The sequence below is a fragment of the Marinobacter sp. S6332 genome, assembly GCF_023016045.1.
Lineage (GTDB): Bacteria > Pseudomonadota > Gammaproteobacteria > Pseudomonadales > Oleiphilaceae > Marinobacter.
Genome location: NZ_JALKAP010000001.1, coordinates 446181 through 463588, shown reverse-complemented (window position 1 = coordinate 463588; position 17408 = coordinate 446181). Strand labels below are relative to the sequence as shown.

At 54.4% G+C, this 17408-nt stretch carries 17 protein-coding genes; 10 read left to right on the top strand and 7 right to left on the bottom strand.

The annotated features are described in order from the left end of the window. From glyQ to def, 5 genes are all read right to left on the bottom strand, one after another. Nucleotides 1-1035, bottom strand: coding sequence for a glycine--tRNA ligase subunit alpha (gene glyQ / locus MWU62_RS02110; protein WP_247113196.1), 1035 nt, complete (start codon nucleotides 1033-1035; stop codon nucleotides 1-3). Between the two features lie 169 nt (nucleotides 1036-1204). Further along, on the bottom strand, nucleotides 1205-2581 hold the full coding sequence (gene trkA, locus MWU62_RS02105) for a Trk system potassium transporter TrkA (protein ID WP_200363697.1): 1377 nt from the start codon (nucleotides 2579-2581) through the stop codon (nucleotides 1205-1207). Beyond that, entirely contained in the window at nucleotides 2578-3879 is a 1302-nt protein-coding gene (gene rsmB, locus MWU62_RS02100) for a 16S rRNA (cytosine(967)-C(5))-methyltransferase RsmB (protein ID WP_247113195.1), read from the bottom strand. The genes trkA and rsmB overlap by 4 nt, the downstream gene beginning before the upstream one ends. 1 nt (nucleotide 3880) lies before the next feature. After that, nucleotides 3881-4816, bottom strand: a complete 936-nt coding sequence (gene fmt / locus MWU62_RS02095; RefSeq protein ID WP_247113194.1) for a methionyl-tRNA formyltransferase — start codon at nucleotides 4814-4816, stop codon at nucleotides 3881-3883. 103 nt (nucleotides 4817-4919) lie between these two features. Further along, nucleotides 4920-5423 carry a peptide deformylase gene (gene def, locus MWU62_RS02090; protein ID WP_200363690.1) on the bottom strand — a complete coding sequence of 168 codons (504 nt, stop codon included), beginning with the start codon at nucleotides 5421-5423 and terminating at the stop codon, nucleotides 4920-4922. A 409-nt stretch (nucleotides 5424-5832) separates the two neighbouring features. On the opposite strand from def, the gene MWU62_RS02085 reads away from it, so the two are divergent. The 8 genes from MWU62_RS02085 (at nucleotide 5833) to MWU62_RS02050 (ending at nucleotide 12469) form a co-directional block, all read left to right on the top strand. Then, nucleotides 5833-6852, top strand: a complete 1020-nt coding sequence (locus tag MWU62_RS02085) for a LysM peptidoglycan-binding domain-containing protein (RefSeq protein WP_247113193.1) — start codon at nucleotides 5833-5835, stop codon at nucleotides 6850-6852. A gap of 67 nt (nucleotides 6853-6919) precedes the next feature. Then, on the top strand, nucleotides 6920-8041 hold the full coding sequence (gene dprA, locus MWU62_RS02080; RefSeq protein WP_247113192.1) for a DNA-processing protein DprA: 1122 nt from the start codon (nucleotides 6920-6922) through the stop codon (nucleotides 8039-8041). 44 nt (nucleotides 8042-8085) lie between these two features. Continuing rightward, entirely contained in the window at nucleotides 8086-8658 is a 573-nt protein-coding gene (locus tag MWU62_RS02075) for an L-threonylcarbamoyladenylate synthase (RefSeq protein ID WP_247113191.1), read from the top strand. Nucleotides 8659-8666: 8 nt separating this feature from the next. Next, nucleotides 8667-9593 (top strand): oxygen-dependent coproporphyrinogen oxidase, encoded by a 927-nt coding sequence (gene hemF / locus MWU62_RS02070; RefSeq protein WP_200363681.1) that lies wholly within the window; start codon nucleotides 8667-8669, stop codon nucleotides 9591-9593. Nucleotides 9594-9605: 12 nt separating this feature from the next. Beyond that, nucleotides 9606-10433 carry a shikimate dehydrogenase gene (gene aroE / locus MWU62_RS02065; protein ID WP_247113190.1) on the top strand — a complete coding sequence of 276 codons (828 nt, stop codon included), beginning with the start codon at nucleotides 9606-9608 and terminating at the stop codon, nucleotides 10431-10433. Between the two features lie 82 nt (nucleotides 10434-10515). Next, nucleotides 10516-11289 carry a MotA/TolQ/ExbB proton channel family protein gene (locus tag MWU62_RS02060; RefSeq protein WP_247113189.1) on the top strand — a complete coding sequence of 258 codons (774 nt, stop codon included), beginning with the start codon at nucleotides 10516-10518 and terminating at the stop codon, nucleotides 11287-11289. 4 nt (nucleotides 11290-11293) lie between these two features. Beyond that, complete coding sequence (locus MWU62_RS02055; RefSeq protein ID WP_247113188.1) at nucleotides 11294-12127, top strand: flagellar motor protein MotB; 834 nt, start codon at nucleotides 11294-11296, stop codon at nucleotides 12125-12127. A 30-nt stretch (nucleotides 12128-12157) separates the two neighbouring features. Then, nucleotides 12158-12469 carry a PA4642 family protein gene (locus MWU62_RS02050; protein ID WP_247113187.1) on the top strand — a complete coding sequence of 104 codons (312 nt, stop codon included), beginning with the start codon at nucleotides 12158-12160 and terminating at the stop codon, nucleotides 12467-12469. On the opposite strand, the gene MWU62_RS02045 is transcribed toward MWU62_RS02050, so the two are convergent. After that, the gene (locus tag MWU62_RS02045) at nucleotides 12466-13002 is read right to left on the bottom strand and encodes a gamma carbonic anhydrase family protein (RefSeq protein ID WP_247113186.1); all 537 of its coding nucleotides are present in this window, start codon (nucleotides 13000-13002) and stop codon (nucleotides 12466-12468) included. The two genes, MWU62_RS02050 and MWU62_RS02045, sit on opposite strands and share 4 nt — an antisense overlap. 207 nt (nucleotides 13003-13209) lie before the next feature. Here MWU62_RS02045 and prlC point away from each other — a divergent pair, with 207 nt between their 5' ends. Both prlC and MWU62_RS02035 read left to right on the top strand, forming a co-directional pair. Further along, nucleotides 13210-15255 carry an oligopeptidase A gene (prlC, locus tag MWU62_RS02040; RefSeq protein WP_247113185.1) on the top strand — a complete coding sequence of 682 codons (2046 nt, stop codon included), beginning with the start codon at nucleotides 13210-13212 and terminating at the stop codon, nucleotides 15253-15255. Between the two features lie 56 nt (nucleotides 15256-15311). Beyond that, complete coding sequence (locus MWU62_RS02035; protein ID WP_247113184.1) at nucleotides 15312-15563, top strand: YheV family putative zinc ribbon protein; 252 nt, start codon at nucleotides 15312-15314, stop codon at nucleotides 15561-15563. Between the two features lie 487 nt (nucleotides 15564-16050). Here the strand turns inward: MWU62_RS02035 and MWU62_RS02030 are convergent, their stop codons facing one another. Further along, a complete protein-coding gene (locus tag MWU62_RS02030) occupies nucleotides 16051-17373 on the bottom strand; it encodes a Na+/H+ antiporter family protein (RefSeq protein WP_247113183.1) in 1323 nt (440 codons plus the stop codon). Nucleotides 17374-17408: the final 35 nt, after the last annotated feature.

The following is a 17408-nucleotide window of genomic DNA, read 5'->3' as shown; positions in this document are numbered from 1 at the left end:
TTATGCGTTTCCCTGTTCCTGTTGTGCCTGCTTCGCTTTTTTGCCTTTCTTGCCGTTGGCCTTGTTATCGGCGGCTTCGGCGACGGCTAATACTTCTTGGCGCAATGCTTCCGGGGCTAGCGGGAAGCCGAGTTTGCGGCGGCTGTCGAAGTACGCCTGAGCAACAGCCCGAGCCAGAGTGCGTACACGCAAAATGAAGCGCTGGCGCTCGGTAACGGAGATAGCGTGGCGGGCGTCCAATAGGTTAAATGTGTGAGAAGCCTTCAAAACCTGCTCATAAGCAGGCAACGCAAGGCCCGCTTCGATCAACCGGGCACTTTCACGCTCGTGCACATCAAAGCTCTGGAACAGAAACTCAACGTCTGCGTACTCAAAGTTGTACGTGGACATTTCCACTTCTTGCTGGTGGAACACGTCGCCGTAGGTGACTACGCCGTCCGGGCCTTCGATCCATACCAGATCGTAAACGCTGTCTACGCCTTGCAAGTACATGGCGATGCGCTCAAGACCGTACGTCAGCTCGCCGGTGACCGGGTAGCATTCAAGGCCGCCCACTTGTTGGAAGTAGGTAAACTGGGTGACTTCCATACCGTTCAACCAGATTTCCCAACCCAGACCCCAGGCGCCGAGCGTGGGCGATTCCCAGTTGTCTTCTACAAAACGAATGTCGTGCACCAGCGGGTCAAGCCCTAGTGCTTTCAGCGAATCGAGATAAAGTTCCTGAATATTGTCTGGCGACGGCTTGAGTACCACCTGAAACTGATAGTAATGCTGCAGGCGGTTGGGGTTTTCGCCATAGCGACCGTCAGTTGGGCGGCGACTCGGTTGTACGTAGGCAGCGTTCCAGGTTTCCGGCCCTATGGCCCGAAGGAAGGTAGCCGGGTGAAAGGTACCTGCGCCCACTTCCATATCCAATGGTTGAAGCACAACGCAGCCTTGCTGCGCCCAGAAATTTTGCAGAGCCAAAATCAAGCCTTGGAAAGTCTTGATGTCTGGAGTGCTGTTCGTTGCCTTGTCTGTCGCCTTCTCTTTCACAACGTTTGCCTGCTGATTCGGTCTGTGTGTAGCCACTCTTTTATATCGATCGCATTCATCGCGCCAATCTCGGGCTCATTCGCCCGCAAGAGGGTCATTCGGAAAAAAGGCGCATTATACGCTCGCCAAAGCGGTATTTCTAAGTAGTCTTCATGCTATTGATTTTGAACTAGAAGAACGTTAGCCCCACGGCGAAAAGCTTCTCAACCTCCCGTACCCGGGATTTATCTACCAGGAACAGAATAACGTGGTCGTCTGGTTGCACACGCAAGTGATCATGTGCGATCAGCACTTCATTGAGGCGAACAATTGCGCCAATGGTCGCACCTTGAGGGAGGTTGATTTCATCCAGCCGCCGGCCAACGACTTTTGAGGATTTATGATCCCCATGGGCAATGGCTTCGATTGCCTCGGCAGCGCCCCTACGCAGTGAGTGAACGTTTACAACGTCGCCACGGCGTACATGGGTGAGCAGGCTGCCAATGGTGGTTTGCTGGGGAGAAATCGCCACATCAATCTCGCCGCCCTGAATCAAGTCCACATAGTCGGGGTTGTTGATCAGGGTGAATACTTTGCGGGCGCCCAAACGCTTGGCCAGCAAAGACGCCATGATATTGGCTTCGTCATCGTTGGTAACGGCGATGAACACATCGGTATTCTCAATGTTTTCTTCCAGCAGAATGTCTTTGTCTGCAGCATTGCCTTCGAGCACAACCGTTTTGCGCAGGCTTTCGGAAAGCAGCACACAGCGCTCGTGGTCGCGTTCAAGCAGCTTTACCTGATAACGGTCTTCCAAGGTGTAGGCTAAACGCTGGCCGATGTTGCCACCGCCGCAGATAAAAATACGTTTGTAGTTTTTTACCAGCGGTTGCAGCTCGCTCATCACCGAGCGTATGTGATCGGCGCCAGCGATAAAAAACACTTCGTCGCCGTCTTCAAGCACCGTGTCGCCTTTGGGCATAATGGCTCGGTCTTTGCGGAAAATGGCGGCAACCCGGGTTTCTATTTTCGGCATGTGCGTGCGCAGATAGGACAGCTCTCGGCCCACCAGCGGCCCACCTTCGGTGGCGCGGATAGCCACTAGCCGAACCAGACCTTTGGAGAATTCCAGAACCTGCAGGGCACCCGGGTATTCAACCAACCGTGTAATGTGACGGGTAACCAGATGCTCCGGGCTGATCATTACATCGATCGGGAAGCCGCTTTCTCGGCCGAACAGTTTTTTGTTCGAAAGGTAAGCGCTAGCTCTCACCCGGCTGATGAGTTTGGGCGTGCTGTACAGAAGCGAGGCTATTTGACAGGCGACCATGTTGGTTTCGTCGCTGTTGGTGACAGCAATCAGCATGTCTGCGTCTTCCGCATTCGCCTGGCTCAGCACCGTGGGGTAGGAGGCCATGCCCTGTACGGTGCGAATATCAAGACGATCCTGCAGCTCCCGAAGCCGTATTGCATCTGTGTCTATGACGGTAATGTCGTTGGCTTCGCTGGCTAGATTCTCTGCAAGAGTACCACCCACTTGGCCAGCACCGAGGATCAGGATATTCATGATTCAGGTTTCTCCAGCACGGCATAGAAAAAGCCGTCATGGCTGATTGGATCGGGTAGAAGCTGTCGCCCTGCGCCCATATCGCGGCCCCATTGAACCTCTGGTTCAATCAGAACAGCGCTGCTTTGCTGCTTAATAAACCTTTGGATTATACGGTGGTTTTCCTGTGGGAACACGGAACAGGTGGCGTATACCAAGCGACCGCCCGGTTTGAGCACGGCCCACATGGCGTCGAGTAGCCCAAGCTGTATTGCTGCCAATGACACAATATCGGTTTCCCGGCGCAGTAATTTGATATCCGGATGGCGGCGGATTACGCCGCTGGCGCTGCAAGGCACGTCGAGCAATATGCGATCAAATGCTTGACCGTCCCACCATTGCTCTATATCTGCTGCATCGGCCTGAAGCAAATTGGCCTGCAAGTCCAATCGGTCTAGGTTTTCTTGAACCCGTGGCAGTCGCGCAGCAGATTCGTCGATAGCGACCACTTCGGCAAGCTCTGCCTGGTTTTCCAGAATGGCACAGGTTTTACCCCCTGGTGCCGCGCAGGCATCCAAAACCCGTTGGCCGGGGGCTAGGTCTAACAGTGTGGTGCAAAGTTGCGCAGCTTCGTCTTGCACGCTAACGGCGCCGTCAGCGAACCAAGGCAGCTGATCAACCGGTGCTGGACGGCCCAGTTGGATGCCGTGAGGTGCAAAGCGGGTGGCACTAGCTTCGATGCCTGCTTCGTTTAATAGCGCGAGATACTCGTCGCGACTGAAGCGCAGAGCATTGACCCTAAGCGTCATGGGAGCTTGGGCATTATTTGCTTCCATAATCTGCTGCCAATGGTCGGGCCAGTTATGGCGCAGTTTTTCCACCATCCATACGGGGTGGCTGAAACGGCTGGAATCGTCTCCCGGTTCCGGGGCACCTTCGCGTTCAGCGGCCCGCAAAATACCGTTCACCAAACCGGTGAGGTGGGGCTTGTCGAGTGCGCGACACGCTTCCACAGATTCGTTCAGAACAGCGTAAGTAGCCTGCTGGCTGAAACGGAGTTGGAAAAGCGCGACCAGCATCAGGTGGTGAACAATGCGATCCTGTCTTTTAATCGGTTTTTTGAGCCGACTATTCAGCTCGCTGTCGAGGCGGTGAAACCAGCGGCAAGTGCCGTAGCACAGAGCCTGCAGCACAGGGCGCTCGTTGGGCGCGAGACGTTGCAGAGCAGGAGGTAGGCATTGCGATAAAGACTCGCCCTCTTCTACCGCCAGCAGCACATCCGCAGCAACAGCGCGCATGGGCACATAGTAGTCGCCCATGTTAGTTCAGCTCCTGTCCGGGTAGCAGCAGTTGTTTGCCACCGTTGATTAAGTCGTTCACGCTCTGGGCCCGGAACCCTGGTAGTTGCAGGCGCGTAATGCGTAGAGTGCCGGTGCCACAGGCGATATCAATACCTTCTCTCTCCCGTCTGATGACGGTGCCGGGCGGATTTTGACTCTGCTCATCGGTGGCTGTGGCCTCGTGGATTCGCAGGCGTTGCTGCTCAAGGTCTGTATAAGTGCCGGGCCATGGGTTGAAGGCGCGAATCAGGCGCTCTATGTTTTGTGCGCTTTGGGTCCAGTCAATATGGCCTTCTTCTTTTGACAGCTTGTGGGCATAGCATGCCTGCTCGTCACTCTGCGCTTCGCCTTGAAGCTTGCCTTTTTCCAGCAGCTCCAGAGCGTTTAGGAGCGCTTGGCCGCCCATTTGTGCAAGGCGGTCATGAAGGCTGCCGCCGGTATCGTTTGATTCAATAGCCGTGGCGGATTTCAGCAGCATGTCGCCGGTATCCAATCCCTTGTCCATCTGCATGATGGTAATACCGGTATTTTCGTCGCCCGCGGCAATCGCGCGTTGGATGGGGGCTGCGCCGCGCCAACGGGGTAAAAGCGATGCGTGAATGTTGAGGCAGCCATGAACGGGTATCGCCAAAACCGCCTCTGGCAGAATCAACCCATAGGCTGCAACAATCATCACATCCGGTTGGAGGTTGGCCAGTTCTTGCTGTGCTTCTGGAGTTTTCAGGCTTTCCGGCTGAAACACCGGGATTCCGTTGTCTAGCGCAACTTGTTTGACGGGGCTGGGCTGAAGCTTGCGACCCCTACCGGCTGGCCGGTCTGGCTGGGAGTAAACGCCTACAAGGGTGTGGTGGGTGCCCAATAAAGCGCTTAGGGCGGTGGCTGCGAAATCCGGGGTGCCAGCAAAAACGAGTCGCACGGTGTTGGGTCTCTGTTTCGTTGAATACGAAAAGACCGGGCGTTGCCCGGTCCGATACTTATCAAGCGTTCTGCAATTTACTCGCGCGCCTGTCAGGCAATATTCACGCGCTCTGCTTTTGCTGCTTTTCCAGCTTCTTGCGAATGCGGTTGCGCTTAAGGTTGCTCAGGTAATCCACGAACAACTTGCCATTCAGGTGGTCCATCTCGTGTTGGATACACACCGCCAAAAGGCCCCGAGCTTCGAGCTCAAACGGCTTTCCATCGCGATCCAGAGCGCGAATAATGCAGTGTTCCACCCGCTCGACGTCTTCATAAAATCCGGGCACCGAGAGACAACCTTCTTGCATGGCTTCGCGCTCACCATCGAGGACTTCAACCTGCGGGTTGATAAATACCCGTGGCTCGCTTTTGTCCTCGGACAAATCCATCACAATGATTTGCTTGTGCACGTTGACCTGAGTGGCGGCCAAACCAATGCCGGGCGCATCGTACATGGTCTCGAACATGTCGTCGATCAGTGTGCGGTCGGCGTCTGTCAGTTCGTCTACCGGCTTGGCAATAGTGCGAAGACGGGGGTCCGGGTATTCAAGAATATCTAGTATCATAGTGCTCGTACTTTTGGCCTGTATGACGAACGTCAGAAATTTTGGCTGACATTCTGAATGACTAACGGCTTGGGCGAAATTTTAACGTTGCCTTTTGTAACTGTGTGAAAGCGATCTCTGAATTGCGACAGCAAAGAGCGCAAATTGTTCCCCTCACACTAATATTGGCGGTGCCTTGCCTATTTGCAGTACATTATCCAACAAATAGTCGATTGAGTACAAACTGATCAGGCAATAGCCAAAACCTTTCGTAAATGGCATAGAATTTACTGGAAGAACAAAAGATAACATCACAATTCGCGAGACTTCTTCTATAGTAAGTTGCATAACAACGTAATAAGCTGCAGAAAACTGGCTGCATCCTTACCAGAATGCATAGAACCAAGGCACGCGATCAAGGACTTAGACAATGAGGAAACTGCTGTACGCTCTGGCAGCCACTACGCTGCTATTCACCTCCTGGGCTCATGCTGCACCCGAACTGCGGTCTGATCATCCTGAGCGTTACACTGTTGTGAAGGGTGACACCCTCTGGGATATATCAGGGCGGTTTTTGAATGATCCCTGGTATTGGCCAGAAATCTGGCACGTAAATCCGCAGGTTGCCAATCCACACCTAATCTACCCGGGCGATCGTCTTGCTCTGGTTTATATTGACGGCCAGCCTCGCGTAACCAAGGTGGCGCACAGTAACGGCGTGGTGAAGTTGTCGCCGCAGGTGCGCTCGGAGCGGATAGAGACGCCTATTCCGGCTATTCCTCTGGATGCGATCAGCAGCTTTCTGACTGATACCCGCATTGTTAGCCCCGAGCTGATCAATAAGGCACCGTATGTTCTGGAAGGTGCAGATGGGCGTATCGTGACCGGTGCTGGCGACAGGGTGTATGCCCGCGGCGAGAAGCCTGCGGATAAAGTGGGTGTATTCCGTCGCAGCAAGGAATTCCGCGATCCGGACACCGGCGAGTTTCTGGGTCTTGAAGCTCGTAGCATTGCCCGTGGCGACGTGTCTTCTGAAGATGGCGATGTTCTAACCGTAAATCTCACGCGCTCTAGCGAAGAAGTCCGTATTGGTGATCGCTTGCTGGTCAACGAAGATCGCCGCCTGACCACCAGCTTTGTGCCCAGCGCGCCGAAGCAGAAGGTTGAGGGTAGGATGATGTCAGTGGATGGCGGTGTTACCCAAATTGGTCAATTCGATGTGGTCGCCATTAGCCGTGGTACTCGCGAGGGGCTGGAGGCTGGCAACGTAATGGCTGTTCTCAAAAGCGGCAATTTCGTTCGCGACCCGGTGACCAACGAAACCGTTGAGCTGCCCTCGGAGCGGGCCGGTTTATTGATGGTGTTTCAGGTTTACGAAAAAATGAGCTACGGGCTGGTTCTACAAGCAACGCGTCCGTTGTCTGTGGGCGACAAAGTTACTAACCCATAGTCTCTTAATCGGTTAATCAAAAGCCGGGCCAGGAAGGCCCGGCTTTGCTGTCTTCAAGGATGATGTCGTGTTTTCCTCCCTTTCTGCGCAGTGGCTGTTTCTTACCTGCTTACCTAAATTCGGGCGTACCCGTCGGCGAGCGCTTCTCGCAACAATTCCCGACCTTCCCGATCTTCTTACAAAAAATGCCGCTACCCTCCGCGCTCTGAGCTTACACGCTGAAACAATAGCGGCAATTCTGGCATGGCAGCAGCGTGATGAAACCCATACGGCGGTCAACACAGCTCGGCAGGCTCTGTTGGGCTGTGAGCGGCATGGCATTGATATCGTAACTTGGCAGAGCGCTGGTTATCCGGAAGCGCTGAGACACATCCACGATGCACCTTTGGTGTTGTACACCCGGGGTGATGCGCGTTTATTGTGCAGCGAGCAGATTGGTATAATCGGCAGCCGCAACGCCACGCCTGCGGGGCTTGATCACGCGCGCCGCTTCGCTGCCGAGCTTGGCGAACGAGGCTTGCTGGTCACCAGCGGTCTGGCCCTGGGAGTTGATGGCGCGGCCCATGCCGGGGCCTTGGATGCCGGGCATGCAACCATTGCCGTTATTGGGTGCGGGCTTGACCGAATATACCCCAACCAGCACCGCCGACTTGGCGAGCGTGTTATCGCCAATGGACTTATGGTTTCGGAGTACCCACCTGGCACACCGGCAAGAGCTGCCCACTTTCCCCAGCGCAATCGCATTATCAGTGGTCTGAGCCGGGGCATATTGGTCGTTGAGGCAGGGCTTAAAAGTGGCTCCCTGATTACCGCCCGGCTAGCGTTGGAACAGGGACGAGAGGTATTTGCTATTCCCGGGTCGATTCATAGCCCTGTGGCGCGAGGCTGCCATCACCTCATCAAACAGGGCGCCCGCTTGGTTGATCAGGTAGACGACATTCTGGAAGAGCTGGGCTGTGCTTGGTCACTGTCAGCCGGGCACCTAGCGCAAGAAGTAGCCAGCCCAACGGACGCTTTGGACAGCCGTGAAATCGCGGTGTTTGAGGCATTAGGGTATGATCCTCAATCAACCGATGCACTGTGTTCGGCAACCGGTCTTCCGGCCGACCAGCTTGTCCAATCTCTTCTGCTTCTAGAGCTTGAAGGGTTGGTGAGCTCTGTTCCCGGAGGCTTCCAGAAAATCGCCTGAATTCAGTGTGATGATTAATTCCGTTATGGTCTGACAACATCATCATGGCTGCCCCCAGTGCTTTAAATGATCAGCAGTTACAACGTGCCCGTGGCACCATTTTGAAAGGTGGCGTTATCGCCTACCCCACTGAAGCTGTGTGGGGGCTCGGGTGTGATCCTTGGAACCTTGAAGCGGTTACACGCATTCTTGAGCTCAAAAATCGGCCCGTTGATAAAGGCCTGATTTTGGTAGCTGCGACTGTAGAGCAAATTCGCTTTTTGCTCGATCCTTTGCCCGAGGAACTTCAGCAGGAGGCTCTGAGCCATTGGCCCGGCCCAGTGACCTGTTTGTTGCCCGACGTGAACAAGCAAATTCCTGACTGGGTTCGCGGTAGCCATAGCTCGATTGCCGTAAGAGTGAGTGAGCACTCGGTGGTTAGAGCCTTGTGTGAAGCCGCCGGTATGCCTCTGGTTTCTACTTCCTGCAACCCGGCCGGACTAGAGCCTGCCCGTGACGCCTCTCAGGTTAGCCGCTACTTTAAGGGCCAGCTTGACCAGATTGTGCCCGGCGCCCTTGGTGGTAATCAGAAACCCAGCCGTATTATTGATATTGTCAGCGGTAAACAGCTTCGTTAGGAGAATTCATGCCACAGCAACCGGATAGCAATGCGGTTAAACAGTATCTGCTTGGCTTACAAGACGCGATATGCCAACGATTGGAAGCTCTGGAAGACGGTACAGAGTTTGAGCGTGACGCTTGGGATCGCCCCGAAGGCGGTGGCGGTGTAAGTCGTGTGATCAGTGACGGCCGCATCTTTGAAAAAGGTGGGGTCAATTTTTCCCATGTTATGGGCGCGACCATGCCTGCGTCTGCCACCGCACATCGTCCCCATTTGGCCGGTGCGCCTTGGCAAGCCATGGGTGTATCCCTCGTCATTCACCCGAATAACCCTTACGTACCTACGTCTCACGCCAACGTACGATTTTTTATCGCCACGCCGGAGAACGGTGAACCCGTGTACTGGTTTGGCGGTGGCTATGACCTAACCCCCTATTACGGGTTTGATGAGGACTGTGTGCACTGGCACAAAACCGCCAAAGAGGCCTGTGCTCCATTTGGTGAGGACACATATAGCCGTTACAAAGACTGGTGCGATGATTATTTTTATCTGAAGCATCGGGATGAGCCCCGGGGCGTTGGCGGGCTTTTCTTTGATGATCACAACACCGGGGATTTTGAAAAAGACTTCGCGCTGATGCAATCCGTGGGTAACAGCTATATTGAAGCCTATGAGCCGATTGTTCAGCGTCGTATGGATCATGCCTACGGCGAGCGCGAGCGGGATTTTCAGCTCTACCGGCGAGGGCGGTACGTTGAATTCAATTTAGTGTACGACCGGGGCACCTTGTTTGGCTTGCAGTCTGGTGGGCGCACAGAATCTATATTGATGTCGCTGCCACCTCTGGTGCGCTGGGATTACAGCCGGGTACCCGAAGCAGGCAGCGAAGAAGCACGGCTGACTGAGCATTTTCTTACCGGGCGCGATTGGCTGGCCGGTGACGCAACGTAAACGGGGTTGTTAATGAGTAACGAGCTTTATGCAGTGATTGGCCACCCGATAAACCACAGCAAATCACCGAGAATTCATAGCCTGTTTGCTAAGCAAACAGGAGAGCCGGTTGAGTACACAGCTATTCAAGCGCCTCTGGAAGACTTCGCCGGGACGGTTCGCCAGTTTTTCGAGGGTGGCGGAAAGGGGCTGAATGTAACGGTACCTTTCAAAGAGCAGGCGTGGGCGCTGGCGGATAGCCGGGCTGCCAGAGCCGAAAAAGCGGGTGCCGCGAATACGCTGTACCAGAACAATCAAGGTCAACTCATGGCCGATAATACCGACGGTACAGGACTGGTTCAGGACCTGACAGCCAATCATGGTGTACAGCTCAAAGGCGCACGAATATTGATTCTGGGTGCTGGAGGAGCCGTGCGTGGTGTTCTCGGCCCCCTGCTTGCACAGCTGCCCGCAAGCCTGATGATCGCAAACCGTACAGTGGCCAAAGCTGAAGCTCTGGCTACACTGTTTGCAGATGAGGCGGGTGCTACGACCCTGAGCGCTTGCGGGTTTGAAGCACCAAATCGGCCATTCGATATCATTATCAACGGCACCAGTGCCAGCTTGCAGGGCGACTTGCCACCCCTTCACACAAATGTGATCAACGCTGCCACGGTTGTTTACGACATGATGTATTCTTTGCAAACAACCACGTTCAACCAATGGGCTATAGATAATGGGGCGGTTCGCGTTTTTGATGGTTTGGGCATGTTGATTGAACAGGCCGCAGAATCATTCCGTGTGTGGCGGGGAGTAATGCCAGACACTGCGCTGGTTATTGACGCCTTGCGCAACGACTGACAGCTTGCACCGCACGGGGCCTGTCTTACAGACAACAACCCGCAAGGGCTATCTAGTAAGTGCTAATCATTAGGGGCTATGCATGGACATTCTTACCCTAGTCGGGCTTGTCGCCGGTATTCTGATTGTGATTCTGGCGATGTTGGCAAACGCCTCGCTTCTCACCTTCCTAAACCTGCCGGGTTTGGCAATTGTTGTAGGTGGCACCTTTGCGGTCACACTCGTAAAGTTTCGCATGTCCTCGGTAATGAGTGCTTTCCGTTTAGCCATGAGTGCGGCGTTTACCGATAAAGTCGAACGACCAACAGAACTGATTCGTGAGGCAGGTGCGCTGGCTCTGGTAGTGCGCAAAGAAGGTATTTTGGGCCTAGAAAACCACAGTACCAAAAATGAATTTCTGCAAAAAGCCATCAACCTGTGTGTGGATGGCCACCCGCCTGAACTGGTGGAAGAGGCACTGGCCCAAGAGTCCCAGCAAATGGCAGAACGCTACGAAGTAGCGGAACGGGTATTCCGAGGCATTGGTGAATCCGCGCCAGCTATCGGTATGTTGGGTACCTTGGTGGGGTTGGTGCAAATGCTTAATTCCTTGGACGACCCCTCGTCCATCGGCCCAGCTATGGCCGTGGCTTTGCTTACAACGCTATACGGCGCCTTCATCGCTCAATTGATTGCCCTACCACTGGCGGACAAGCTTCAGCTCAAGGCAGAAGATGAAAGCCGCAATCAAATTTTGATCATCACCTCCATGCGCAACATCATGCGTGGCGAGAACCCAAGAGTGATGACCGAAATGCTATCGTCATTTGTGACGCCGGAGCACCGCAAAGGGCTGGCACCGGAGCGGGAGGCCTGAGGTTTTGCAAACAATCCGGAACGCCAGAAAGCCTCGGCAGAAAAACCAAACACCTGCGTGGATTGTTACTTTTGCCGATCTTGCCACGCTGCTGCTAACGTTTTTTATTCTGTTGCTGTCGTTTGCGGAAATGGATATTGAAAAATACAAAGCCATGGCGAATTCCATGTCCGTGGCGTTCGGTTCTGCCAATGTGTTGAGTGATGACATAGGCGGCTCACCGATTACTCTGGTGGAGTCAGATACCGTATCACTGCCAGAGCCCACGGAGTCCCAAACCCGGGAGCCTGAATTTATTGACGAGCGCGCGCCGGACTCCACAACCACGGCTATTTCCGGCGGCGTTATAGACCTAGCCAGCAGCATGATCCGCGAGCTGGAAAACGAAGTGGCGTCCGGTGCTTTGAGCGTTAACTACGACAAAAATAAAGTGGTTATCCGGTTCTCGGAAGAAGCCGCCTTCCGGTCTGGTGAGGCCGCTATCAAGCCAGAGATGATCCCCATTATTGAGCGAGTGGTTGGCGTGTTGGCGGGGTGCACCGGGGATGTACTGGTTTCTGGCTACACCGACGACAGACCTATATCCAGCAGCCGCTACCGCTCCAACTGGGACCTTTCCGCTGCCCGTGCTGTCTCTGTGGTACACGAATTGGTTATGACTCGGCAGGTCCCCGCCGAGCGCGTTGTCGCCGCTGGCCGTGCCGAAACCAACCCCCTTGCCCCGAACGATACGGCTGAAAACCGTGCATTGAACCGCCGGGTAGAAATTGCCATACGCGATCCGGAGTGTGACGAATCCGTCTCAACCAGCGACTTGCCCGTGGAAATCCTGCCTTGAGCATAAATATACAAATATAGGAGGGAAAATATGAGCGGCCCAGATAAACCCAAGGTTCTTGATGAAGAGTGGAGCGACGAGCGCGTAAAAAGCCACTTGCCAAGCGAGCCCAAAGAAGAAGGATCTGACTACACGGCCTTGCTGAAAGCATACAGAGCCATGAGAGCAGATGATTTTGAACGCTTTGTGGGCTTCTTCGTAGAAGCCGGCGGCGATCTGAACGCCACTGACGAGGCCGGTAAAACCTTTTTGGATCACGTATCCCAGCACCGCAAAGGCGCAGACTACGCCCGGGCGCTGGAACAGGCGGGTGCAAAAAGAAGCACTGTGGCCGAGCACTAAGCGTCGGCCAGATACTCGTCCTTGAGCTTCACATAGTTGGCCGCCGTGTACGCAAAAAACGAGCGCTCCTTATCGGTCAAAGCCCGTGCCTTCTTGCACGGCGAGCCAACATAAAGATGCCCGGACTCCAGTGTTTTGCCTGGCGGCACCAAACAGCCCGCTGCCACAATCACCTCATCCTCCACCACCGCACCATCCATAATGATACAGCCCATGCCCACCAGCACCCGGCTACCAATGGTGCAGCCATGCAGTAAGGCCTTGTGCCCGACAGTCACATCGTCGCCCAAGGTAAGCGGATGACCACCCGGGTTAAAATCGCTGGCATGGGTGATGTGAAGCACCGAGCCGTCCTGAATGCTGCAACGGTCGCCGATACGTATCCTGTGCATATCACCCCGCACCACGGTCATCGGCCAGATGGAGCAATCGTTTCCGGTTTTAACATCGCCGATCACTACTGCACTGGGGTCCACCAAAGTGCGCTCCCCTAAATTTGGCGTGATACCCTTGTGAGAACGTACATTCGTCATTACATATACCCTATGTTGCGTTTTTCCGGGAGCTGAGGGCGGCTGTGTAGAGGCTTTGCCAAAACCGTGCGGAGCCATGGATGGCGGAGCCGAGCCTACATGGACGTATTTACGGCGTGTTTTGGCAAAGCCTCTACACAGACGCCTTCCCCCGATGTTTGATACAAAGGAAGCTACCTCACACTTTAACAGCTGAGAAGGGGATCCATGAATAACCCGTTATTGACTAATGATTTGCTGCCAAGGTTTGACCATGTGAGACCCGAACACATGGAAACGGCGATCGACCAGATTCTCAGCGAAAACCGCGTGAAAATCGCCAGTCTGGCCCAGAATGAAGACCCCACCTGGGACACACTGGTTCAGCCCATGCAGTCACTTGAAAACAAGCTGAGCAACGCCTGGTCGGTTATCTCGCACCTCAACAGCGTGATGAACAACGACGACCTGCGCAAAGTTTATAAAAACTGTCTGGAAAAGCTCACAGAGTACAGCACCGAAGTCAGCCAGAACTCAGTCCTGTGTGAAGCCTACAAAAAGCTCGCCGCCCGGGATGATTTCAACGAACTGAGCGAAGCCCAACGCAAAGCGGTGGATAACACCCTGCGCGACTTCCACCTTGGCGGCGTCGACCTGCCCGACGATCAGAAAAAGCAGTATGCGGACCTTTCCCGTGAGCTGTCAGAACTCACGAACCGCTTCAGCGACAATGTGCTGGATGCCACCCAAAACTGGTTCAAGCATATTACCGATGTTGAAGAGCTGGCCGGTATACCAGAATCCGCTCTTGAAGGCGCGAAACAGGCGGCCAGCCAGAAAGAACTGGATGGCTATGTAATTACTCTGGATTTCCCCAGTTTCTTTCCGGTGATGACCTATTGCGACAACCGTGAGCTGCGCCACGAAGTCTACGAAGCCTTTGTTACCCGCGCTTCAGACGTAGGGCCAGATGCCGGAACCTGGGACAATACTCAGGTAATGGCCGAAATCCTCAAGCGCCGCCATGCGCTGGCCAAACTGCTGGGCTTCAACAACTATGCCGAGCGCTCGCTGGCCAAAAAGATGGCTCGTTATACGGATGAAGTTCTGGGCTTCCTCAACGAGCTGGCGGCCAAATCCAAGCCGGTTGCAGAGAAAGACTATGCAGAACTGAAAGCCTTTGCCAAAGACGAACACGGTCTGGATGACCTAAAGGCTTGGGACGTTGGCTATTACAGCGAAAAGCTTCGCCAGCAGCGCTACGACATCTCCCCTGAAACACTCCGCCCCTGGTTCCCGGTGGATAAAGTGGTACCCGGTTTGTTCCGAGTTGCGGAAAAGCTATTCGATATACAAATTGAAGCCAAATCAGATGTAGAAACCTGGCACGAAGACGCCACCGCCTACTGCATCAGCCGCAACGGCGAACCCATTGCTTGGTTCTACTTCGACTTGTTTGCCCGTCAAGGCAAACGTGGTGGCGCCTGGATGGCCGACTGCCGGGTACGCTGGCGCGACCAGCGTGGCACACTGCAACTGCCAGTGGCTTTCCTTACCTGTAACTTCACGCCACCGGTGAATGGCAAACCGTCGCTGCTCACCCACGATGAAGTAACCACCCTGTTCCACGAATTTGGCCACGGTTTGCATCACATGCTTACCCAAGTGGAAGTTATGGATGTGTCCGGCATCAACGGCGTGGCCTGGGATGCGGTAGAGCTGCCCAGCCAGTTTCTCGAAAACTGGTGCTGGAACCCAGAGTCTTTAGCCTTGATTGCCAGCCATCACGAGACCGGGGAGCCACTACCGGAAGACCTGCTGCAGAAGCTACTGGCGGCCAAGAACTTCCAGTCAGGCATGGCTATGGTGAGACAGTTGGAGTTCTCCCTGTTCGATTTCCGCCTCCATGCGGAGTTTGCCGAAGAGGCGCCTACCAATCCGCTGCACATGCACCGAAAAGTGCGTGAGGAGATAGCGGTAGTGGAAGGGCCGGAGTTCAACCGTTTCCCGAACGCCTTCTCCCACATCTTCGCTGGCGGATACGCTGCGGGATATTACAGCTACAAGTGGGCAGAGGTACTGGCTGCGGATGCGTTCTCGCTGTTTGAGGAAAATGGCATCTTTGATCCGGAAACCGGCCGGGCGTTCTTGCAGAACATTCTGGAAAAAGGCGGGTCTCAGGAGCCAATGGAGCTGTTCAAAGCCTTCCGAGGCCGCGAGCCGCAGGTGGATGCCTTGTTGAAGCAGACTGGCATCACAGACGAAGCGGCCTGACCTAATCCTCCCCGGTGGCTATAGCAGGCACTGGGGAATCAATCTGGAGTTACGTTATGGCGACCCCAAAGCGTTTTATAGCCGGTGCGGTTTGTCCCCGCTGTGCGGAGATGGACAAAATCATGATGTTCACCGACGACAACGACGAGCAGATTCGCGAATGTGTGGCTTGCGGTTTTACCGATGCTATGTCGGATACGGAGGTGCCGGCCAATCCTGAGCTCGAAACTCGGGTTAACCAGCGTGATAACCAAGATGATCACACGGTTAAGCAGGTTGTTTTCTTTAAGGCTGGGAGTGAGGACTAAGAATTGGGAGTTGGCTGCTAAAAACTTTAGTCTGCTGGAGAGGTGGTGTACGAGGCCGCGGCGATATATTTTTCTTCTGGGAAAAACAACTCGCTGCGCTCAGACATCTTTTTCCCGGCAGAAAAACATCTCCCCACGTCCTCTTGTTCTTACTGCGAGGATAGATCGGTTTAAAAGATAAAGATGTTTGGACCGTTCAGTACGGTTTGGATTCCGTATTTCAGATTCTAGATTTCAAATTCCAGATTATGGTTTCGCGTATCCGGTGTTGGCAGCATTGAAAATGTTGCAGGAACGTTTTCCCCTTTCCATTCTTTCCCTAGCGATAACTATTCTGTGTGCCTAGAGGGTGCGGTGGGTCTTTTCTGGCGGAAAAAAGATGTCTGAGCGCAGCGAGTTTGTTTTTTCCAGAAGAAAAGACCCAACGTGACCTCGTAGCCCCCAAAACCGGCAGGCTACGAAAAGAAGGCCAACTCCAAAGTCGAAGTCAGAGAACCATAGCCGCCAACCACCCAAACCCGAGCAGCGGCAGGTTGTAGTGCAGGAACGTAGGCACCACGGAATCCCAGATGTGGTTGTGCTGGCCGTCTACGTTCAGGCCGGCCGTTGGCCCCAAGGTTGAGTCGGAGGCTGGGGAGCCGGCATCACCTAGGGCACCTGCAGTGCCGACCAAAGCAACGATAGCCAGAGAGCTGAAACCCATTTCCAGCGCCAGAGGCACGTAGAGGGCGGCAATGATGGGAATCGTCGAGAAGGACGAGCCAATACCCATGGTGATCATCAGGCCGACCAATAGCATCAGGAGCGCAGCCATGGGCTTGTTGTTGCCGATTACGTCTACAGAGCTTTGCACCAGTGTGGCGATTTCGCCGGTTTCACGCATTACTTCCGCAAAACCCGAAGCGGCGATCATGATGAAGCCGATCATGGCCAGCATTTTCATCCCTTCGGTAAACAGGTCATCGGCTTCTTTCCATTTGACGACGCCAGAAAGATTGAACAGCAGGAAGCCCGCCAGAGCGCCAAGAATCATGGAACCCAGCCAGAGCTGAACCACGAAGGCGGCTATGATTGCGACAATGGCCATAACCAGTGTGCCAGAGCTGTAAGAGACGTTTACGCGCTCGGTACGGGTGATGGCTTCTAAATCATATTCACGTTCACCGCGGTAGGTGAAGAAGACGGCGATCAGCAGGCCGCAGAGCATGCCCAAGGCGGGCAGAGCCATAGCGTGCATTACGCTTAGGCCTTCTGTTTCACCACCATTGGTGCTGATTTTAGCCATTAGAATGTCGTTCAGGTAAATGCCGCCGAAGCCGATGGGCAGGAACATGTAGGGCGTGATCAAACCGAAGGTGAGCGCACAGGCTACTAGTCGGCGATCCATCTTCAGTTTGGCCATCACGTACAGCATGGGAGGGACAACCAGCGGGATAAACGCAATGTGAATCGGCAATATGTTCTGGGATGACAGCGCAATCAGGATCAGCACCCCGATGATCATGTAGCGCACACTTTTGGCGGCTGCGCTGTTTTCCTGCTGGCCGACCATAGTGAGCGTTTTATCTGCCAGCGCATGGGCAAGGCCGGATTTGCCGATGGCAACGGCGAAGGCGCCCAGGGTTGCGTACGAAAGTGCGACGGTAGCACCGCCGCCGAGGCCGTTGTTAAAGGCTTCGATGGTAGCTTCAAGGGATAGTCCGGCGATTAGGCCACCGGAAACGGCGCCTACGATTAGGGCAACAACAACGTGGATGCGGGCCAAACTCAGCACGAGCATGATCAGCACCGCAGCAACAACGGCATTCATGGGAAAACTCCGAGTACGCGTGGTGGGTTAGTCGA